Genomic DNA, 20,628 nt, shown 5'->3' with positions numbered 1-20,628 from the left:
AGGGACGAGGGCCGCGCCCCCCCACCCCCCCCCCCGCACCCCCCCCCCCCCCCCCCCCCCCCCCCCCCCCCCCCCCCACCCCCCCCCCCCTCTCCCCCCCCCCCCCCCCCCCCCCCCCCCCCCACGGCCTGCGGGTCGTCGTACGGCGCGTCGTGCGGACGGCCGCGCGGGTCGTCGTGCGGCTGGGATCAGTCGGCCTCCGGGCCCGCCAGGTTCTTGGTGAGCCACTGCAGCGTGTCCGGGATCATCTTCTTGAAGTCCGAGGTCAGGTGCTTGCCACCGGGCTGCTCGTAGTACTCCAGCGACGCCGGCGGGGCGGCCTTGGCGACCCAGCCCTTGACCAGCTTGGTCTCGTACGGGTTGGCGCCGCCTGCGGTGACCAGCATCTTCACGTCGGACTTGCCCTGGGCGACCAGCACGTCGGGGTTGTTGGCCTGCCGCTCGGCGTCGTGGCCCTTCCACAGCCCCGAGTCGGGAACGTAGTAGCCGTCGATCGGGACGGCGGCCTTGTAGACGTCCGGGTGCTGGAGGGCGAGCTTGGCGCTGCAGAAGCCGCCGGTGGAGGCGCCCATCACGCCCCAGCCGTCGCGGCCCTTCACGGTGCGGAAGTTGGCGCGGACGAAGTCCGGGAGGTCCTGGGACATCCAGGTGCCCATCTTGGGCTGGCCCGGGATGTCGGAGCAGTCCAGCGCGTTGTGCTCGTCGCTGTTGAAGTTCTGCACCGGCATGATCATGATGAACGGGTGGGACTTGCCCGCCTTGACCAGCTGCTCGTTCTCCTCCTGGATCGGCAGCTGGTTGTCGGTCCAGGTGTTGTAGCCGTTGCTCTGGCCGCCCGCGAAGAGGGTGAGCACCGGGAAACCGGTCTTGGCGAACTTGGGGTCGTTGTACTCGGGCGGCAGCCAGACCCAGACCTTGCCGGAGACGCCGGACTTCGCGCCGGTCACCGTGGTCACCATGATCGGACCGGCGGACGTGTCCCGGGCCTTGCTCAGGGTGGCGGCCGGACCGGTGGGCATCAGCACCTTCCCGGTGGCGGCCGCGGGCTCCGCGGTGGTGGGCGCGGGCGTACCGCCGCCACCGGCGCTGGGCGAACCCCCCGTGGCGCCGGTACCGGTCGCACCCGGGGTGCCGGCCGCCTTGGCGCTGTCCCCCTTCCCGCCACCGGAACTCCCGCAGGCCGCCAGCGAGGCGGCCAGGGCGAGCACGGCGGCGCCGGTCAGGACGGCGCGGGAACGGGACGACTGCCTAAGCACGGTGAGGACTCTCCGACCGATGACACGCCCGGTCCGTCTGACCGGGCTGTGGCCCCCCGGTGGGGCCGGACAGGCCGGGGGCGCGGCGCTGGTGCGGTCCCCGGGGTGGCGGCGCGTCCTCCCTCGCGGTGGCGCGCCTTCCTGCGATCTTATGACGTGGACCGGGGTGGCCCGGTTGCGCGGTGGCCACCGGAAATCCAATGTTTGTTCGCGATCAGGTAAAGGCCTTCACCGCTCCCCCCGGTCGGCGGGGGCCGGACGGCGGGGAGCACGGTCCGAGACCTGTCCGGGGGTGCGAATTTTGGGGCCTTCGACCAGTGACGGCAGCCGCCGCATCCGCAACGATCGGCTCACGCCCCAACCGACCCACGCCCAGCCGAGGCCGAAGCCGAAGCCGAAGCCCACCAGACCCGAGCAGACCCAGGAGAACGCCATGCCCCAGCAGATCGCCGTCGTCACCGGAGCCGGGAGCGGAGTCGGCCGGGCCGTGGCGGCCGAACTGGCCGCGGCCGGCTGGCGGCTGGTGCTGGCCGGCCGGCGGGCCGAGCCGCTGCGGGAGACCGCCCGCCTGGGCGGCACCCCGACCGCGGTGGTGCCGACCGACGTCACCGACCCGGCGGCGGTGGACGCGCTGTTCGCCGGAGCCGTCGAGCGCTTCGGCCGGGTGGACCTGCTGTTCAACAACGCCGGCACCTTCGGCGCGGCCGTGCCGGTGGAGAACCTGGAGGTCGAGGCCTGGCGGGCGGTGGTCGACCTCAACCTGACCGGGGCGTTCCTCTGCGCCCGGGCCGCGTTCCGGCAGATGAAGGCGCAGGACCCGCAGGGCGGCCGGATCATCAACAACGGCTCGATCTCGGCGCACGTCCCGCGCCCGCACTCGATCGCCTACACCGCGACCAAGCACGCGGTCACGGGGCTGACCAAGTCGCTGTCGCTGGACGGCCGCCCGTACCGGATCGCCTGTGGGCAGATCGACATCGGCAACGCGGCGACCGACATGACCGCCGCGATGACCACCGGGGTGCGGCAGGCGGACGGGCGGATCGCGGTCGAGCCGACCATGGACGTGGCCGACGTGGCCCGCACCGTCCGACACATGGCCGAACTGCCGCTGGAGGCCAACGTGCAGTTCGCCACCGTGATGGCGACCGCCATGCCGTACGTCGGGCGGGGCTAGGGCTGCCTGCCGGAGGTCCGCCGTCGGGCTCCCGCCGTCAGTCCGCCACGGACTCGCGCAGTCGCTTCTTGTCCGGCTTGCCCACCGCCGTCAGCGGGATCGCGGCCACGACGTGCAGGGCCTCCGGCGCGTAGATCCGCCCCTTGTGGGCCGTGACGAACGCGCGGACCTCCTCCAGGTCCGGCCGCTGCCCCGACGCGGCGACGACGGCGACGTGGACGTGCTCCGCCTCCTGCGCGTCGCGCACCCCGAAGACCGCGCACTGCGCGATCGCCGGGTGGGTGAGCAGCAGGTCCTCGACCTCGGACGGGTAGACGTGCCCGCCGACCACGATGATCTTGTCCTTGAGCCGGTCGGCCAGGTAGAGGTAGCCGTCCGCGTCGAAGTAGCCGATGTCGCCGGTGTTCAGCCAGCCGTCGCGCAGCACCTCGGCGGTCAGGTCGGGCCGCTTCCAGTACCCGGCCATGACGGTGTCCGAGCGGACGTGGATCTCGCCCTGCTCCCCCGTCGGCAGCTCGGTGCCGTCGGCGGACCGGATCACCACCTCGACGCCCGGGAGGGGGCGGCCGACCGCGATCTGGCCGCCGTGCCCGACCCGGTCGTGCTCGTGCGGGGCGAGCATGCAGATGTTCTGCGCCTCCGACTGCCCGTAGCCGCTCCACAGGACCGGCCCGAACACCTTGAGCGCCTCGCGCACCCGGGTGGGCGAGGCCGCGCAGCCGCCGTACGAGACCCGGCGCAGGCTGGACAGGTCGGTGCGGCCGATCGCCGGGTGGTCGAGCAGCTGGTAGAGCAGCGGCGGCAGCACCCACAGGTCGGTGATGCGTTCGCGCTCGATCGCGGCCAGCACCGCGCCGGGGTCGAAGGAGCGCTGGAGGACGACCGCACCGCCGTGGTGAAGCGTCAGGTCGGAGAAGAGCCCGGCGAGGTGGGCGAGCGAGGTGGCGGCGAGGAAGCGGGGCGCGTCGCTCGCCATGCGGCCGGGGGTGTCGAAAACCTTCCGGTAGGCGCCGTGCAGGCTGCGGATGCCCTTCGGGATTCCGGTGGTCCCGCCGGTGTGCCGGATGCCCCAGTCGTCGTCCGGGCCGACCCGGACGGCCGGCGGCTCGGCGGGCCGGTGGGCGGCGGCGGCGATCACGTCCTCGCCGATCGCATCCGGTCCGGGGCCGAGACGCAGGACGGCCGGCACGTCGATCAGGGGCAGCAACTCGGCGGCCACCGGGTACCGTTCGGCGTCGACGAGCAGGACGGCGGTGTCGACGCTCGTCGCGATCTCGGCCAGGGTCGAGGCGCTCATGCCGTCGTAGAGGTTCACCACCCGCGCACCCGCGAGGCCTACCGCGTAACGGGCGCTCAGCGCCTCGGCGGTGTTGCCGGCGAGCAGGGTCACGGTGTCGCCGCGCACCACGCCCCGGGCGACGAGCTCGTGGGCGAGGCGGTAGGTGGCGGCGGCGAAGTCACCGGCGGTGAGTTCGACGCCGTCGGCGGTGGTGATGGCCCGTCGGTCGGGGTCGGCGGCGAGGGACTGAAGAATCAGGGCGGGAGCGCTGACGAACTCCGGTTCGTTCACGGCCACTTCTTCCTCGCGGTTCGCAACCATGTCCCCACCCTAACCCAACCCCATTTCCAGGGCCGGGAGTTATACCCGATGGCGATCACTCGTCGTGCGAGTGGCGGTAGCGGAGCGAGCCGGCGCGGTCGCCGTCCAGCCGGTAGACGCTGGTGGTCGGCCAGTACTCGCCGCTCTCCGCGGCGGGCAGGCGGGCCCGGAGCAGCATCCGCAGTGCGGGCGGCGGGGCGGCGGCGTTGACGCGCTTGCGGTGGCCGTCCCAGCGGCCGCCGCACAGTTCGAGGTCAAGGACGAGGGGGGTGGTTCTCATCCCGCGATCGTGTCAGCGCCGCTTCGCCAGCCGAGGTTTGAACCGGCACGGCCACCCGCACGAGGGACCCCCGTCAGGCCAGGCTGACGGGGGTCCAGGGGCGGCCCGAGGGCGGTCCGGAGGTGTCACGGGCGCGCCGCCCGGGGCCCTACGGCCGCCAGGTGTCGTTCAGGGTGACCAGGCCCGAGGCCGGCGCGGTCGCCGTCCGGTTGGCCCCGGACTCCCAGGTCACCGCGCCGCTCGCGTCCTTGCGGACGTACTTGTACTGGAAGGCCGTGCCGGCCGGCAGCGCGAGCGACAGCGACCAGACCGGGTAGCCGGCCGAGGAGAGCGGCAGCGCCTTGGCCGGGTCCCAGCCGCCGAGCGCGGCGACGTCGCCGACCACGTAGACGTTCTGGCCGTTGACGGTGGTCGCGTTGACGTTGAACGAGGCGCCGGAGCTGCTGGCCGCCCCGCCCGGGACGTACAGCGCGATCGCGTCGCCCGCGCCGACCGTCGCGGTGAACTGCCCGTTGGCGCCCACCTGGTAGGTCGGGCCGGTGCAGCCGCCGCCCGGCTGCGGGTCGCCGTGCTGGACATCGCAGTAGGTGCCGGCCGCGAGCCCGGTCTGGAAGGTCCGGGTGATCGGGCCGCTCTCGTGGTTGAGCGCGACGTAGCCCTTGTTGCCGCGGCCGAAGGCGATCGCGTTGTTGCCGTTGGACCACCAGTTGGTCACGCCGGTGCCCGCGACGGCGTTGCGGAAGCCGACCATGTTGGCGATCTGCCGCCAGGCGTGGGTGCAGTTCCAGCCGTCCTGGTAGCAGGCGTTGACGGTGCCGCCGTTGGGCGGGCCGTCGTCGTTGTTGGTGAAGGCGTAGCCGGAGTAGACGTTGGGCGCGCCGTACGGCGAGGCGAGCAGGAAGACGTTGGCCAGCGTGTAGGTGTTGCCGTAGGTGTAGTTGAGGGTGGAGCCGTTGCGCTCGGTGTCCCAGTTGTCGATGAAGGAGCGCGCCTGCCCGCTCGGCAGGTACCCCCAGGAGGCGCCCCAGCCTGACAGGTTGGCGAGCTTGTCGCTGGTGAACATCCGCTTGAGGTCGGTGCCGACGCGGAACTCGTCGATGTCGCCGGTGCCGGTGTACTCGGTGGGCTGGACCGGCTCGCCGGCGCCGTAGATGACCTCCTGCACCCAGTAGGCCTTGGGGTTGGCCGTCTTCGCCTTGATCGCGGCGAGGTCGCCGGCGGCGATGTGCTTGGCGGCGTCGATCCGGTAGCCGTCGACGCCGAGGGAGCCCAGGTCGTCCAGGTAGCGGGCGATGGTCTGCTGGACGTACGCGCTGCCGGTGTCGAGGTCCGCGAGGTTGACCAGCTCGCAGTTCTGCACGTTGGAGCGGTCCTGGTAGTTGGTGATCGGCTGGCGGCAGGAGTGGAAGTCCTGGTCCTGGTAGGTGCCGGGGTAGGTGTACTTGGTGTACGCGGTGCCGCCGGTGCCGGTGCCGGAGCCGGCCGTCATGTGGTTGACGACGGCGTCGGCGATGACCTTGACCCCGGCGGCGTGGCAGGTGTCGACCATGTTCTTGAAGGATGTCCGGTCGCCGAGCCGCCCGGCGATCCGGTAGCTGACGGGCTGGTAGGAGGTCCACCACTGCGGGCCCTGGATGTGCTCCTGGGGCGGCGAGACCTCGACGAAGCCGTAGCCCTTCGGGCCGAGCGTCGAGGTGCAGGCCTGGGCGACCGAGTCGAAGCGCCACTCGAAGAGGGTGGCGGTGACGTCCTTACCGTTGTTGGCGGGTGGGGCGGCCTGGGCGGCGGGGGCGCCGAGGGAGGTGGCGAGCGAGAGCGCCAGGGCCGCCGAGGCGGCGAGGGCGCCGGCCGCGCGGGCGGTCCGGCGGGTGGGGGCGGTGGTGACCACGTCGTCTCCTGGGGGGTGGCTGGGGTGGGGGCAGCCGGGGATGAGCTGTGCAGGAAGAGCTATGCAGGAAGTTTCTGTAACTTGCCGGAAACTTGCAGCGCTGAACCTAGGGCCGCCGGGAGAGAGCGTCAAGGGCCTGGGAGGAACGTTTCTGCACCATCTGGGCCCGGACGCACGACAAGGGCCCGGCAGCCGTAGCCGCCGGGCCCCTCACCTGTCCTGGTTCACCGGGCCCGCGGGGGCCCGGTCCGGACTCAGCCGGTCTGGATGGAGGTGTCGTCGATCACGAAGCTCGTCTGCAGCGAGGCGTCCTCGGTGCCGGTGAACTTCAGGGTGACCGTCTGGCCCGCGTAGGACGAGAGGTCGAAGGTCCGCTGCTGGTAACCCGCCGCGGCGTCCGCGTTGGAGTACGTCTTCAGCGTGGTCCCGTTCACCGACACGGCCAGCTTGTCGTACGCGGTGCTGCCCGACTCAGCGGTGTCGATGTGCAGCCAGAAGCTCAGCGTCGCCTTGCAGCCCGCCGGGATCGTCACCGTCTGCGCCAGCGTGTCCGTGTGCGAGGAACCGTAGCCGTTCAGCCACGACTTCCACGAACCACCGTGCGCCGCCTGCGAGGAGCTGTTGTCCACCACACCGGAACTCGTCGTCCACGGCGCCGCCGAGCCCGTCTCGAAGCCCGCGTTGCCCAGCAGCTGCGCCGGCGTGCAGGTGCCGCCACCGCCACCGGTCACCGTCCACGTGAAGCTCGCCGTACCCGACTTGCCCGCCGAGTCCTTCACCGTCACCGTCACGTTCGACGAACCCGCCGTGGTGGCGGTACCGGTGATCGCACCGGTGGAGGCGTTGATCGCCAGCCCGGCCGGCAGACCCGTCGCGCTGTACGACAGCGGCGCGGTACCACCGGAGGCCTTGATCTGGAGGTTCACCGCACCGCCGACCGCGGTCGACTGGTTGCCCGGGCTGGTGACGGTGATGCCGCCGGGGTTGGGCAGCGAGCCGACGTTGACGGCGGCCCAGGCCGTGGCGACCGCGTTGTACTCGGCGCTGTTCGCGCCGTACAGGTCGGTGGCCGCGTTCAGGGTCGCGGTGCGGGCGGCGGCGTAGTTGGTGGTGGAGGTCATGTACGCGGTCAGCGCCTTGTACCAGACCTGCTGGGCCTTGTCCCGGCCGATGCCGCCGACGGTGATGTTGTTGACCGTCGGGCTGTTGTAGCTGACGCCGTTGATCACCTTGGCGCCGCTGCCCTCGGCCAGCAGGTAGAAGAAGTGGTTGGCGACACCGGACGAGTAGTGCACGTCCAGGTTGCCGACGCCCGAGTACCAGGAGTCGGCGGAGGTGCCGTCCTTGGAGGGCTTGTCCATGTAGCGCAGCGGCGTGCCGTTGCCGTTGATGTCGATCAGCTCGCCGATCAGGTAGTCCGGGTTGTCGGCGGGCAGGTTGGCGTAGAACTCGACCATCGAGCCGAAGATGTCCGAGGTGGCCTCGTTGAGGCCGCCGGACTCGCCCGAGTAGTTCAGGTTGGCGGTGGCCGAGGTGACGCCGTGGCTCATCTCGTGGCCGGAGACGTCGAGTTCGGTGAGCGGGTGGGTGTCGCCCGAGCCGTCGCCGTAGGTCATGCAGAAGCAGCTGTCGTCCCAGAACGCGTTGACGTAGCCGGTGTCGTAGTGGGCCCGGCTCATCGCGCCGACGCCGTCGTTGCGGATGCCGTTGCGGCCGAAGGTGTTCTTGTAGAAGTCCCAGGTGGCGGCCGCGCCGAACTGGGCGTCCACGGCGGCGGACTCGCGGTTGCTGGCCTGGCCGTTGCCCCAGGTGTCGCTCGACTTGCTGAACAGCGTGCCGTTGCCGGAGGTGCCGTTCTTCATGTCGGTGGTGTACTGGCCGCCGCGGGTGGCGTCCTTCAGCGAGTACGTCGAGCCGCTCTGGGTGGTGGTCAGCGGCACGTTGCCGACGAACACGCCGTTGCCGGAGCCGCGCTTGATGCCGTCGGCCTTGCTGAGCACGTCGCCGGTCGCGGCGTCGGTGACCACGTGCAGCTTGCTCGGGGTGCCGTCGGACTCGCGGCCGGAGACGACGGTCTCCCAGGCGAGCTTCGGGGTGCCGTCGGCGGCCCAGACGACCAGGCGCGGCGCGGTGTCGACGGCGGCGCCCTGCTCGGCGGCGAGCGCGGCGGCCTGGGCCTTCGGCGCGGCCTGGGCCGGCGTGGTGCTGACACCGGCGAGGTTGGCCTCGCTGGCCTTGGTCACGCTCTTGGTGGCGCCCGCAGCGTCCTGGTGGACGATCAGGTCGCCGCCGAGCACCGGGAGTCCGGCGTAGGTGCGCTCGTAGCGCAGGTGGCGGCCGCCGTTGGTGTCCAGGACGACGTCCTTGGTGACCAGCTTCTCCTGGCTGCTCAGGCCCAGGGCCTGGACGAAGGACGCGGACTGCTGGTTCGCGGAGGCGATCAGCGCGGCCCGGTCCGACTGCTGGGCGGCGACGGCGGACGGGGCGTCGGGCGTCGCGGCCTGCGCGATGACCGGTATGCCGGTCACCAGCAGCGCGGTGGTTGCGGCCATGACAACCGCGGCCTTCCGGGCGTGAGCGTAACGGGACATGCGGACTCCTTTTCCGACCGGCGCGGGTTCGCGCCGGTGGAGAGAAACCTGGGCCGCAGGGTTGCGGCGCAGTGGGGGCCCCCGCCCGGGGTGCGCGACGGGGGTGCGATTGCGGTGCTCACAAGTCGTGGCAGGTTTGGGACGCGCTGCACCTGAACTGGTCAGCCGCACCGGGGGGTGGGGCCCCCTCGTCTGCAGCCGCAGGAATCGTGGCAGCAAACGAGTCGTTAATGACAGATGCATGCCACGGAATGGCCGATTCATTACCGAAACCGTATGCATGACTGTTCATCAGTTGTGTTACCCCTTTGAGAACTCATGAACACGGTTTTCATGATCCGGGGAATGTTCGATCACTTCCGGAAGTCACTGACCAGCACTCAGGGCCCCCGCCCGCACCACCCGGTGGCCGACGGCGCCGGGCGGGCGCGGCACATCACGCTTCCGGCCGTGCCATCGGTGCTTTCCGGCCACCGGGCGGCCAAAACGAAACGGGTCCCGCACCGCCACGACGGCGGTGCGGGACCCGGGGGTTCCGGCGTTCGTCGATCAGCCCTGGACGAACACCGCCACGGTACGGCCCGGCACGGTGAAGGTGCCGGTCACGGCGTCGAAGCCGGACTGCTTCACCACCGCGTCCGCGCCGCCCGCCTGGACCGGGTGCAGGGCCTGGCCCGTCCCCTTCAGGGCCGCCACGGTCTGCGCCTGCGCGGTGGGCGTGGCGTTGAACACCACGGTGACGCCCTTCTCGGCGCCCTTCAGCCCGGTGCCGTCCAGGTGCAGGGTGATCACCCCGGGCGTCTCACCGGGCGTGCCGGAGAGCGGGTAGGACAGCCGCTGCTGGACGGCGGCCAGGGTGGGCAGCGAGAACAGCGGCGAGGACCGCTTGATCCGCAGGAACTCCTGGTACTGCGCGGAGGTCGCGCGGATCTCGGCCGCCCCCACGGTCAGCCGCGGGTTCGCCAGCAGGGACTGCGCGGTCGGCCACATCTCCTTGTTGTCGGCCGCCGGCGGCAGGCCGCGGCCCCAGCCGTTGCCCTGCGACGGGTCCCAGTGGATGGCGTTGAACCAGTCGCCCGAGTCGTAGGAGTTGGCGTCCAGCGACTTGGAGCGCAGCAGGTCGCTGCCGGCCTGGGCGAAGCCCGCGCCCTGGGTGAGCGCGGTGAGCGAGAGCCCGAGCGCCTGCATCCGGGCCCGGTCGGCGGGCGTGGTGCCGGTCGGCAGCTTGTACGCGAGCGCGTCGAACAGGTCGGTGTTGTCGTGGGCGTCCACGTACTCCACCGCCTCGCCCGGCTTGGCCGCGTACCCGGTCGGGGCTCCGTTGTAGTCGACCTGCGCGCCGGTGACGGCCCGGCCCGAGCTGTCGGTGAAGGAGTAGCCGGCCAGGTTGCCGGCCAGTCCGACCTTCAGCTGGTCCATCTGGTGCAGCAGCCGGTCCTTCTGCTCCTGCGGGGTGCCGTTGGCGGGCGAGCCGTTGGGGTCGGTGTACAGGCCCGAGGCGAAGCCCTGCTGCGGGGCGGAGTTCAGCATGAAGTTGCCGCCGCGGGCGGCGTCGCGGAGCCGGTCGTCGAAGGTGGCGATGCCGGTGCCGGCCAGGTTGAGCTGGGTGGCCTGCTCGAACCGGGCGTTGTTCGCGACGACGCCGAAGTTCCAGCCCTCGCCGTAGAGGAAGACGTTCTTCCCGTCGACGCCGTCCGAGGCGGGCGTCATCTTCCGCAGCGCGGCCTGCACGTCCAGCATGGTGGACTTCGGGTCCAGGCCCATCAGGTCGAAGCGGAAGCCGTCGACCTTGTACTCGCGGGCCCAGGTGGTCACCGAGTCGACCACGAGCCGGTTCATCATGGCGTGCTCGGGCGCGGTGTCGGCGCAGCAGCTGTCCGCGGTGACCTTGCCGTTGTCGTCCAGCCGCTGGTAGTAGCCGGGGACGACCTTGTCCAGTACCGAGTGCTCGGCCTGGCCGCTGGCGGCGGTGTGGTTGTAGACCACGTCCAGCACCACCCGCAGCCCGGCCTCGTGCATCGCCTGCACCATCCGCCGGAATTCGACGGTGCGCGCCACCCCGGTCGGCTCAGTGGCGTACGACCCCTCCGGCACGGTGTAGTGCAACGGGTCGTAGCCCCAGTTGTACGCGTCGTCGGCGGCGACGGCCGCCACGCATTCCTGCTGCTTCGGGCCGTCCGGGGGCAGGGACTTGAGGTCGCAGGCCGGCAGCTTCTGGTCGGCCCGGTTCTCCCGGATGGTGGCGATGTCGAAGGTCGGCAGCAGGTGGACGGTGGTCACCCCGGCCTGGGCGAGCTCCCGCAGGTGCCGCATGCCGGCCGACTGCGACTCGGTGAACGCCAGGTAGGTGCCGCGCTCGGCGGCCGGGACGGTGGTGTCCTCCACCGAGAAGTCCCGGACGTGCAGTTCCTGGATCTGCTGCCGCGCCGGCGGGACGGCCTCGGGGACGTTCTGCTCCTCCCAGCCCGCGGGCTTGAGCTCCTTGGCGGCGAGGTCGGCGACCAGGCTGCGCCTGGAATCGGTGGACAGCGCGACCGAGTACGGGTCGGTGACGGTGTTGACCACCACCTGCTGGACGGAGGGCGCCCAGACCTTCACCTGGTAAAGGTAGTACTTGCCGTCCAACTCGCCCTTGTCGCGGACGACTTCCCAGACGCCGGTCTCGTCGTCCAGCTTCAGCGGCAGCGTCTTCGGGGTGCCGCCGGTCGCGCCGTCGAAGACCTGGACGGACACCTCCTGCGCGGTCGGCGCCCACACCGACAGCGCCACCTTGCCGTTGTAGTAGGCCGGGCCGAAGTCCACCCGGCCGGTGCGGCGCGCGTAGAGGTCGTCCAGCACGCCGGGGGTCTGCACGCCGGTGGCGGCCAGCACGGCGCCGCTGGGCAGGTGTTCGGTGAACAGCAGCTGGCTGCGCAGCGCGGCCGGGACGCGCGCGGTGTCCCGGGCGTCCACGGTGAAGGCCCGGTAGCCCGCCAGGTGCGGGAACGCGGCCTTCTGCGCGGCGGTCAGGCCGCCCTGGGCGGCGTTGAGCCGGATCCAACGGCCGGGCTTGGTCAGCACGCCCTTGTCGGCGCGGATGCCGCCCTCCGGGTCGTACACCAGCTGGGCGCTGGTGCCGCCGGCCAGGGCCGCGTCGCCCGCGCCGTAGGCCGCCGGGACGACGACGGTCCTGGCGTCGATCCACTGGGCCTTGGCGGTGCCGAGGTCCACCTGCGCGGAGGCGGCGGCGTTCTGCGGCAGCAGGTGGCCCTCGCGGCCACCGAGCAGCCACACCTCGCGGCCGTCGACGGCGAGGTCCAGGGACTGGTCGGTGGGCAGGTCCTTGTCGTTGCCCTTGTGCAGGATGTAGCTGAGGCTGGTCGCGCCGGGGGCCAGCGGCACCTCGAAGACGGCGCCGAAGGCGTCGCGGCGCACCGGCATCAGCGGCTTGCCCCAGTCGGTGGGGGTGGCGGCGCCGATCCAGTCGTGCAGGCCCCAGCCGTCGTAGTCGCCGTCGGCCCTGTTGTAGTGGAGGACGGCGGTGTTGGCGGGCGGAGTGTTCACCGGGCCCGGGTCGGCGGTGCGCACGGCCGGGTCGCCCTGCCGGAGCCAGACCTCGCCGGTGGCGCCGACGTCGACGTGGCGGTCGGCGTCGACGTCCTTGACGCCGTTCTTCTCGACGACGAACCCGACGTCCGAGGCGCCGGGCTTGAGCTTCACGTAGGCGAAGGCGCCGTACGCGTCCCGGCCGGTGAAGGCGTGCCCGGCGGGCCACGGGGTGGCCTCGCCGTCGGCGAGGTCGCCCCAGGCGTAGAGGTTCCAGCCGTCGTAGTCGCCGTCCGGACGGTTGTAGTGCACGACGGCGTACGGGCGGGCGCCAGCGGTGGGCACCGGCTTGGGCGCGGGGGCGCCGGTGGTGAAGCTCGCGGTGGCGGAGCGCAGCCGGCCGCTGGAGTCCTGGACGACGGCCTTGTAGCGGACGACCGTGCCGGGGGCGGTGGCACTCAGGTCCTGGGTGACCAGGTTCCGCCCGGTGTCGGCGGTGCCCAGGGTCTGCCAGGGCCCGGTGCCGATCTGGGCGGCGAAGGTGACGCGGTTGAAGCCGCCGCCGGTCGTGGCGCCGACGGTGACGGTGCCGCTCGAACCGTCGGCCGGGGGCTGCACGGAGAGCCGCGGCGCCGCCGTAGTGGGTGCGAGGACTGCGCCCGCCTTGAACACCACCGAGGAGAGCGCCGGCACGGTCACGGTGACCTTGCGGTCGGCGCCGGAGGTCGCTTTCCCGCCCGTTGCCGGGTAGATCCGGTCGAAGCCCATCCCGGCGGAGAAGGTGTCGAGGGTGACGGTCTTCGCCTCGGCGGCGTTGTTGACCGCCACCAGGTACTCGGTCCGCTGCCCGGCGTCGATCCGGGAGAAGGCGTACACGCCCGCGCCGTCGGCGGCGTAGCGCTCGATCTGGGCGCCGTCGGCGAGCGCCGGGTTGTCGCGGCGCAGCTTGGCCAGCGCGGCGACGTCCTGGTAGAGCGCGCCGCCCTGCCCGTACCGGTCGGCCGGGCCGGAGGGGCCGCCGAGCACCCGGTCGCCGTTGTAGGAGGGCGTCTTCGAGGCGAACATGTCCTGCCGGGCGTCCTGGTCGCCGCCCGCACCGGTGAAGCCCTGCTCGTCGCCGTAGTAGACGACGGGCTGGCCGCGGGTGAGGAACTGGAGCTCGTTGCCGAGCCGGTCCTTCTTCAGCAGGGTGGCCTCGTCGGCGCCCGGGTTGTCGGCGAGCAGGAAGGAGCCGAACCGGCCCATGTCGTGGTTGCCGAGGAAGGTCGGCAGCTCGTACGCGTCGGTGTCGGCGGTGGTGTAGCGGTAGTCCTGGCCGTAGACGTCGGCGAGGTTCTTCGCCGAGCCGCCCTGGGAGACGTAGCTGCGGGCGGCGCCCTGGAACGGGAAGTCCAGGGTGGCCTGGAGCTTGCCCTTGGTGACGTACGGCGAGGTGATCGCCGGGTCGCCGGAGTAGACCTCGCCGAACATGAAGAACTTCTTGTTGCCCTGCTTGGCGGCGAAGTCCTTGAGCGCGGGCGCCCACTGCTGCCAGAACGCCATGTTGACGTGCTTGACGGTGTCGATCCGGAAGCCGTCCACGCCGGCGTCCTTGACCCACTGCTGGTAGACCTTCTCGAAGCCCTTCACCACCCGGGGGTTCTGGGTGTCGAGGTCGTCCAGGCCGCTGAAGTCGCCCTCGGTGGCGGACTCGCCGACGAAGGTCGAGTCACCGCGGTTGTGGTAGAGCGCGGGGTCGTTGAGCCAGGACGGGGTCTTGGCCGTGGCGTCGGCGGGCTTGCGGAAGACCGGGGTGTAGGGGAAGGAGTCCTTGGTGAGCCGCGGCCAGGGCGCGCCCGCGCCCGCGTCGGCGATCGCGGTCTCGTCGACGGGGTTGCCGTCGGCGTCGAGGGTCGGGTAGGCGCCGACGGAGCGGTAGCCGTGCTGCTGTTCGGCGGCGTCGATGACGTCGGCGGTGTGGTTGGTGATGACGTCGAAGAAGACCTTGATGCCGCGGGCGTGGGCCTTGGCTATCAGGTCCTTGAGCTGGTCGTTGGTGCCGAAGTGCGGGTCGACCTGGGTGAAGTCGGTGATCCAGTAGCCGTGGTAACCGGCCGAGGCCTGGTCGCCGCTGCCCTGGACCGGCTTGTTCCTGAAGATCGGGGCCATCCAGATCGCGGTGGTGCCGAGGTTCTGGATGTAGTCGAGCCGCTGGATCAGGCCGGCCAGGTCGCCGCCGTGGTAGAAGCCCTTGTCGGCCGGGTCGAAGCCGTGGTCCAGCCGGCCGCCGGTGATGCCCCCCGTGTCGTTGGCGGGGTCGCCGTCGGCGAAGCGGTCGGGCAGGACGAAGTAGAACTGCTCGCGGGTGAGGTCGTGCCGCCCTGCGGTGGCCGCCAGGGTGGCGTCCGAGGGCGGGGCCGGCGGGGCGGCGGCGAGGGCCGCGGGCGCGCTGCCGAGGGTGGCGGCGGTCAGTGCGGCGGCCAGCAGGACGGCCGTGCGGCCGGGTCTGCGTCGGGGGGTGCTCCGCCGGGGGCGGAGCCGGACATCGGCCACTGAGGGTCTCCCTTAGGGGAAGGGGTGAGCGAGTTCCCTGGAAGCTAGCGGCCTGCAATATGTTTCAGCAAGATGCAGAAACCGTTTCGTTCCGGGAAACTCCAGGCCAGGACCGTTGCCGCCACCCCGATTACGCCCTTCGAGCGGTCGGCGTAACAATGGGACGTATGCCTGTCCCGCCGGTAAGCACCAGACCCGACCGCACCCCCTACCCCGGTGGGAGCCGCCCCCTAGCCCTCAAGGGGGACAGCCGGTGAAGAATCCACTGCCAGGGGATGACTGGACGGCGACGGGACGTCTGGCAGACTTCTCGTCCATGGGGGAACCGACCAAGATCCAGCACGGCCGCGAACAGCGCGCCGAAGCGGCGCGTGGTGACGGTTCCGGAGCACGGCCGGCCTCCTCGGGACGCCTGCCCGACGGAGCCGCCCGCGCCACTCAGTCCCGTATCGCCGCACTGCGCGGCCGCATCCGCGACCAGCGGCGCTCACCGGCCCGGCCGAAGATCTGGTTCGAACTGGCCCTGATCGGGATCAGCTACTGGATCTACTCGATCATCCGCAACGCCGTCCCGGAACAGGCCTCGATAGCCCAGAAGCACGCGCGCTGGATCTGGGACCTGGAGCAGTCGCTGGGCATCGCCGTCGAGCGTTCGATCAACCACGCCGCGAACAGCGTCGGGTGGCTCATCACCGGGATGAACTACTACTACGCGACGCTGCACTTCGTCGTGACGATCGGCGTGCTGGTCTGGCTCTACCGCCGCCACCCCGGCCGCTACGTCGCCGCCCGCACCGTGCTGTTCGCCACCACCGCGATCGCCCTGATCGGCTTCTTCTTCTTCCCGCTCGCACCGCCCCGGCTGATGACCGACGGCGGCTTCATCGACACCGTGAAGGTGCACGGCACCTGGGGCTCGATGGCCTCCGGGCCCGCCGCGCACGTGTCCAACCAGTACGCGGCGATGCCCTCGATGCACATCGGCTGGTCGATGTGGTGCGGGCTGGCCATCTTCTACCTGGCCCGCCGGACGTGGGTCCGGGTGCTCGGCCTGCTCTACCCGCTGGCCACCCTGGCGGTGATCGTCTCGACCGCCAACCACTTCTGGATGGACGCCGTCGGCGGCGAGCTCTGCCTGGTCGTGGGCTTCCTCACCGCCCGCTGGCTGTACCACTCCTGGGTCTACAAACTGCCCCAGGTGCCCGCCCGGGAGGCGGCGGAGGAGCCGATCACCGTCCCCGAGCAGTGGAGCGAACCCGCGGCGACCGGCGCCCGCCGGTAGAGCTGCCGGACCCGGACGAACCGAAGGGGCCCCACCCGGGGCCCCTTTCGCGTGCCCGAGCCTCGGCCGCCGGCCTCAGCCGCCGTAGAACAGCCGCTCCACCACCGCCCGGGCCCGCCGGGTGGTCCGCCGGTAGTCGTCCACCAGCTCGCCGCTGTGCCCGGCGCCGTACCCGAGGTAGCGGGCCACCCCGGCCAGCTCCCGGGCCTCCCCGGGGAAACTGTCGCCGGGCCGGCCGCGCACCAGCATCACCGCCGAACGCACCCGGGAGGCCAGTACCCAGGCCGCGTCCAGCACCTGCGCGTCCGAGCGCCCGACCAGCCCGGCTTCGGCGGCGGCCGCCAGCACGGCCCTGGTCCGGGTGGTGCGCAGGGCCGGCAGCTCGTGCCCGTGCTGGAGCTGGAGCAGTTGCACCGTCCACTCCACGTCGGCCAGCCCGCCGCGGCCGATCTTGGTGTGCGTGGTCGGGTCGGCGCCGCGCGGCAGCCGCTCGGCCTCGATCCGCGCCTTGATCCGGCGGATCTCCACCAGGTCCCGCTCCGGCACCCCGACGCCGGGGTAGCGCAGCGGGTCGATCAGCTGCCGGAACCGCGCGCCCAGCTCCTCGTCCCCGGCCACCGGCTCGGCGCGCAGCAGCGCCTGGCTCTCCCAGGCGTGCGACCAGCGCCGGTAGTACGCCGCGTACGAGGCGAGGGTGCGCACCAGCGGGCCGCTGCGCCCCTCCGGCCGCAGGTCGGCGTCGACCAGCAGCGGCGGCTCGGTGGACGGCGCACCGAGCAGGGTCCGCAGCTCGTTGCAGACCGCCTGGGCGGCCCGGGCGGCGTCCTGCTCCAGCGAGCCGAGCAGCGGCTCGTGGACGAAGAGCACATCGGCGTCCGAGCCGTAGCCCAGCTCGTGGCCGCCGAACCGGCCCATCGCGATCACCGCGATCCGGGTCGGCAGGTCGCCGTGCTCGGCCTCCCAGCCGGCCGTGCAGGCGCGCAGCGCGCCCTGGAGGGTGGCGGCGTTGAGCGCGGTCAGCGCCTCCCCCGCGGTGTCCAGCGCCTCGGCCGGGTCCTCGCCGAGGCGGCCGAGGACGTCCGCGGCGGCGGTCCGGAACAGCTCCCGGCGGCGCACCGAGCGGGCGGCGGCGACGGCCGCGGCGGTGGATCCGGCCCGGCCGACGGCGGCCAGTATCTCCTGCTCCAGGGCGGCCCGGCCGCGCGGCGCCAGGCCCTGCGGGTCGCCCAGCATGGCGACCGCCTCGGGGGCGCGCAGCAGCAGGTCAGGGGCGAGCCGGCCGGCCGACAGCACCCGGGCCAACTGCTCGGCGGCGGCGCTCTCGTCGCGCAGCAGCCGCAGGTACCAGGGGGTGCGGCCGAGCGCGTCGGAGACCTGGCGGAAGTTGAGCAGCCCGGCGTCCGGATCGGCCGAGTCGGCGAACCAGCCGAGCAGCACCGGCAGCAGGGTGCGCTGGATCGCGGCCTTGCGGCTCACCCCGGAGGCGAGCGCGCTGAGGTGGCGCAGCGCGGCGGCCGGGTCCGCGTAGCCCAGCGCCTCCAGCCGGGCCCGGGCCGCGTCCGGGGTCAACCCGGCCGCGCCCGGCGGCAGTTCGGCGACGGCGTCGAGCAGCGGCCGGTAGAACAGCTTCTCGTGCAGCCGCCGGACCTCGACCGCGTGCCGCTTCCACTCGCGCTGCAGCGCGGCCACCGGGTCGGAGCGGGTGTCGTCGTTGATCAGCGCGGCCAGCGAGCGGGCCAGTCGGCGCAGGTCCTCCGCGCCGGTGGGCATCAGGTGGGTGCGGCGCAGCCGGTAGAGCTGGATCCGGTGCTCCAGGGAGCGCAGGAAGCGGTAGGCGGTGTCCAGCGAGACGGCGTCCGCCCGGCCGACGTACCCGCCGCGGGAGAGCGCGGCCAGCGCCTCCAGGGTGTTGCCGCTGCGCAGCGCCGGGTCGGTGCGGCCGTGCACCAGCTGGAGCAGCTGGACGGAGAACTCGACGTCGCGCAGCCCGCCGGGGCCGAGCTTGAGCTGGCGGTCCAGTTCGGTGGCGGGGATCGAGTCGATCACCCGGCGGCGCATCTGCTGCACGTCGGTGACGAAGTTGTCCCGGGCGGCGGCCTGCCAGACCATCGGGGCCAGCGCCTCCAGGTAGGCGGCGCCGAGTTCGGCGTCCCCGGCGACGGGGCGGGCCTTGAGCAGCGCCTGGAACTCCCAGGTCTTGGCCCAGCGCTGGTAGTAGGCGAGGTGGCTGGCCAGGGTGCGCACCAGCGGGCCGTTGCGGCCCTCGGGGCGCAGGTTGGCGTCCACCGGCCAGATGGTGCCCTCGCCGGTGGTGTCCGCGCAGAGCCGGGTGAGGGCGGCGGCGAGCCGGGTGGCGGCCTTGACGGCCTCGTGCTCGTCCACGCCCTCGCGCGGCTCGGCGACGAAGATGACGTCCACGTCGGAGACGTAGTTGAGTTCGCGGCCGCCGCACTTGCCCATGCCGATCACGGCGAGCCGGCAGGCCCGGGCGGCGTCCTGGTCCTGCTCGGCGGCGAGGTCCAGGGCGGTCTGCAGGGTGGCGCCGGCCAGGTCGGCGAGTTCGGCGGCGGTCTGCGCGAGGTCGGTGGTGCCGGTGAGGTCGCGGGCGGCGATGGCGAGCAGGCAGCGGCGGTAGGCGACGCGCAGCGCGTCCGCCGGGCTGCGGCCGCCCTCCCGGCCGCGCCGGACGCCCTCGGCGAGCGCGCGGCGGAAGTCCTCCGGGCCGGGGTGCATGTCGCGCAGCTCGAAGGTGACCAGCATGTGCCAGTCGTGCGGGTGCCGGGCCAGGTGGTCGGCGAGCGCGGTGGAGACGCCGAGCACGCCGAGCAGCCGGTCGCGCAGCGGCTTGGAGGTGGTGAGGGTGTCGCGCAGGGTGCGCCGTTCGGCCTCGTCGGCGGCCTCCAGCAGCCGGGCCAGGCCGAGCAGGGCGAGGTCGGGGTCGGCGGTGGCGCCGAGCGCGTCCAGCAGCACGGGGTCGTCGGCCAGGCCTTCCAGGCCGGGGCCCGCCAGCAGCCGCACCGCCTGCGCCGGGTCGGTGAACCCGCGCCTGACCAGCCTGATCTCCGGCCGGCTGACCCGGCTCCCGGCCCGCTGCTCGTCCACCGCCATGGCCCCTCCATCCGTCCGCCCCAGCAGGTTACGCGCCCTGACGGCCCGGCGCCGGACACGACCGCCGGACACGACCACCGGACGGCCCGCCGCCGCGCGCCGCGCCGCCCGTCCGTGACCTCGGGCCCGCCGCGCTCGTTCTCCCGGCGCCGACCGCCCCACCCCGCCCACCCCGTTCCGGAGCGCCGATGCCCAGCCGCCTGCCCTCGCTCACCGGGCTGCGCTTCTGGGCGGCCCTGCTGGTGGTGCTCTACCACCTGTCCCGCAAGGTCGGCGGGCTGCCGGTGCTCGATCCGCTCGCCTGGTACGGGCGCTCGGGGGTGACGTTCTTCTTCGTCCTGTCCGGTTTCGTCCTGGCCTGGACGTACGGCGGTTCGCCCGTCCCCACCGGGGCGTTCGCCCGCCGCCGGTTCGCCCGGATCTGGCCGTTGCACGTGCTGAGCACCGTGCTGTCGCTGGGCGCGGACGCCGCGATCGGCACGGCGCTGCCGGTGGCGGCCGCGCTCTGGTCGCTGCTGCTGGTGCACCCGTGGGCGCAGGCGACGGTGTACGGCGGCAATCCGGCGTCCTGGTCGCTGGGCGCCGAGGCCTGGTTCTACCTGCTGTTCCCGCTGCTGCTGCGGTTGCTGGCGCCGCGCCGCCGCGCCTGGCTGCCGGTGGCGGCGGTGTGCGCGGCGCTCGGCCCGGCACTGTGGGCGGCGGGCCCGCTGCTGCCGGCCGATCCGACGGTGCGCGGCTGGCTGCTGGACTACCTGCCGCTGGCCCGTACCCCGCAGTTCGTGCTCGGGGTGGCGGTCGGGCTGGCGGTGCGGCACGGGCTGCTCCCCCGGGTGCGGCTCGGCGCGGCGGCCGCGGCGGTGGCGGGCTGGCACCTGCTGCTGGCGCCCTGGCACGCGGCCGTCCCGGACGCGCTGTGGTGGGGCCCGTACAGCGCCTCCCAGCTGGTGCCGGCGGCCCTGTTCGCGGCGCTGCTGGTGGCGGCGGCCCAGCGGGACGCGGCCGGTGCGGCCCCCCGGCCGCCGGGCGAACGGGGACCGGCCGGACGAGGTCTGGCCGGACGGGCAGCGGTGCGGCTCGGCGAGTGGTCCTACGCCTGGTACCTGGTGCACGAGATCGGCATCCGCTGCTGGCTCGCCGAGTTGGGCCGCCCGGCGCCCGGGGCGGCGGCGCTCGGGGTCTGGCTGCTGCTGGCCGGGGGGTCCCTGGCGGTGGCGGCGGGCCTGTACCGCTGGGTGGAGCGGCCGTGCGAGCGGCTGCTGCGCGGCTCGCCGCGCCGGCCCGGCGGGAACGCGGCGGGGGGGGGGGGGGGGGGGGGGGGGGGGGGGGGGGGGGGGGGGGGGGGGGGGGGGGGGGGGGGGGGGGGGGGGGGGTGGGGGGGGGGGGGGGGGG

The 20,628-nt window shown here is 73.0% G+C and carries 10 protein-coding genes; 3 read left to right on the top strand and 7 right to left on the bottom strand.

The window, feature by feature from the left end:
* Positions 1-188: 188 nt before the first annotated feature.
* Positions 189-1,256: an alpha/beta hydrolase gene (locus tag AC07BF_RS22285; protein WP_363580898.1), complete on the bottom strand. Its 1,068-nt coding sequence runs from the start codon at positions 1,254-1,256 to the stop codon at positions 189-191.
* A 433-nt stretch (positions 1,257-1,689) separates the two neighbouring features.
* On the opposite strand from AC07BF_RS22285, the gene AC07BF_RS22280 reads away from it, so the two are divergent.
* Positions 1,690-2,433, top strand: a complete 744-nt coding sequence (locus AC07BF_RS22280; protein ID WP_363580896.1) for an SDR family oxidoreductase — start codon at positions 1,690-1,692, stop codon at positions 2,431-2,433.
* A gap of 37 nt (positions 2,434-2,470) precedes the next feature.
* On the opposite strand, the gene AC07BF_RS22275 is transcribed toward AC07BF_RS22280, so the two are convergent.
* The 5 genes from AC07BF_RS22275 to pulA all read right to left on the bottom strand — a co-directional run bounded on the left by AC07BF_RS22275 (position 2,471) and on the right by pulA (position 14,849).
* Complete coding sequence (locus AC07BF_RS22275; RefSeq protein WP_400805577.1) at positions 2,471-4,033, bottom strand: AMP-binding protein; 1,563 nt, start codon at positions 4,031-4,033, stop codon at positions 2,471-2,473.
* 55 nt (positions 4,034-4,088) lie between these two features.
* Positions 4,089-4,313 carry a hypothetical protein gene (locus tag AC07BF_RS22270; RefSeq protein WP_363580892.1) on the bottom strand — a complete coding sequence of 75 codons (225 nt, stop codon included), beginning with the start codon at positions 4,311-4,313 and terminating at the stop codon, positions 4,089-4,091.
* A 148-nt stretch (positions 4,314-4,461) separates the two neighbouring features.
* Positions 4,462-6,201, bottom strand: a complete 1,740-nt coding sequence (locus tag AC07BF_RS22265) for a carbohydrate-binding module family 20 domain-containing protein (protein WP_400843534.1) — start codon at positions 6,199-6,201, stop codon at positions 4,462-4,464.
* A gap of 254 nt (positions 6,202-6,455) precedes the next feature.
* Positions 6,456-8,792 carry a M4 family metallopeptidase gene (locus tag AC07BF_RS22260; protein WP_363372164.1) on the bottom strand — a complete coding sequence of 779 codons (2,337 nt, stop codon included), beginning with the start codon at positions 8,790-8,792 and terminating at the stop codon, positions 6,456-6,458.
* Between the two features lie 549 nt (positions 8,793-9,341).
* A complete protein-coding gene (gene pulA, locus AC07BF_RS22255) occupies positions 9,342-14,849 on the bottom strand; it encodes a pullulanase-type alpha-1,6-glucosidase (protein ID WP_478333805.1) in 5,508 nt (1,835 codons plus the stop codon).
* Positions 14,850-15,165: 316 nt separating this feature from the next.
* On the opposite strand from pulA, the gene AC07BF_RS22250 reads away from it, so the two are divergent.
* A complete protein-coding gene (locus AC07BF_RS22250) occupies positions 15,166-16,131 on the top strand; it encodes a phosphatase PAP2 family protein (protein WP_363628537.1) in 966 nt (321 codons plus the stop codon).
* 75 nt (positions 16,132-16,206) lie between these two features.
* On the opposite strand, the gene AC07BF_RS22245 is transcribed toward AC07BF_RS22250, so the two are convergent.
* Positions 16,207-19,239, bottom strand: coding sequence for a bifunctional [glutamine synthetase] adenylyltransferase/[glutamine synthetase]-adenylyl-L-tyrosine phosphorylase (locus tag AC07BF_RS22245; RefSeq protein WP_478333804.1), 3,033 nt, complete (start codon positions 19,237-19,239; stop codon positions 16,207-16,209).
* A gap of 188 nt (positions 19,240-19,427) precedes the next feature.
* Here AC07BF_RS22245 and AC07BF_RS22240 point away from each other — a divergent pair.
* Positions 19,428-20,628, top strand: a 1,201-nt coding sequence (locus AC07BF_RS22240) for an acyltransferase family protein (RefSeq protein ID WP_478333803.1), incomplete at its 3' end; no start/stop codon positions are given.

The sequence above is a fragment of the Kitasatospora sp. NPDC043950 genome (assembly GCF_056435345.1).
Note: the sequence above shows the minus strand (reverse complement) of the source record. Positions and strands in the feature narration are given on the sequence as shown.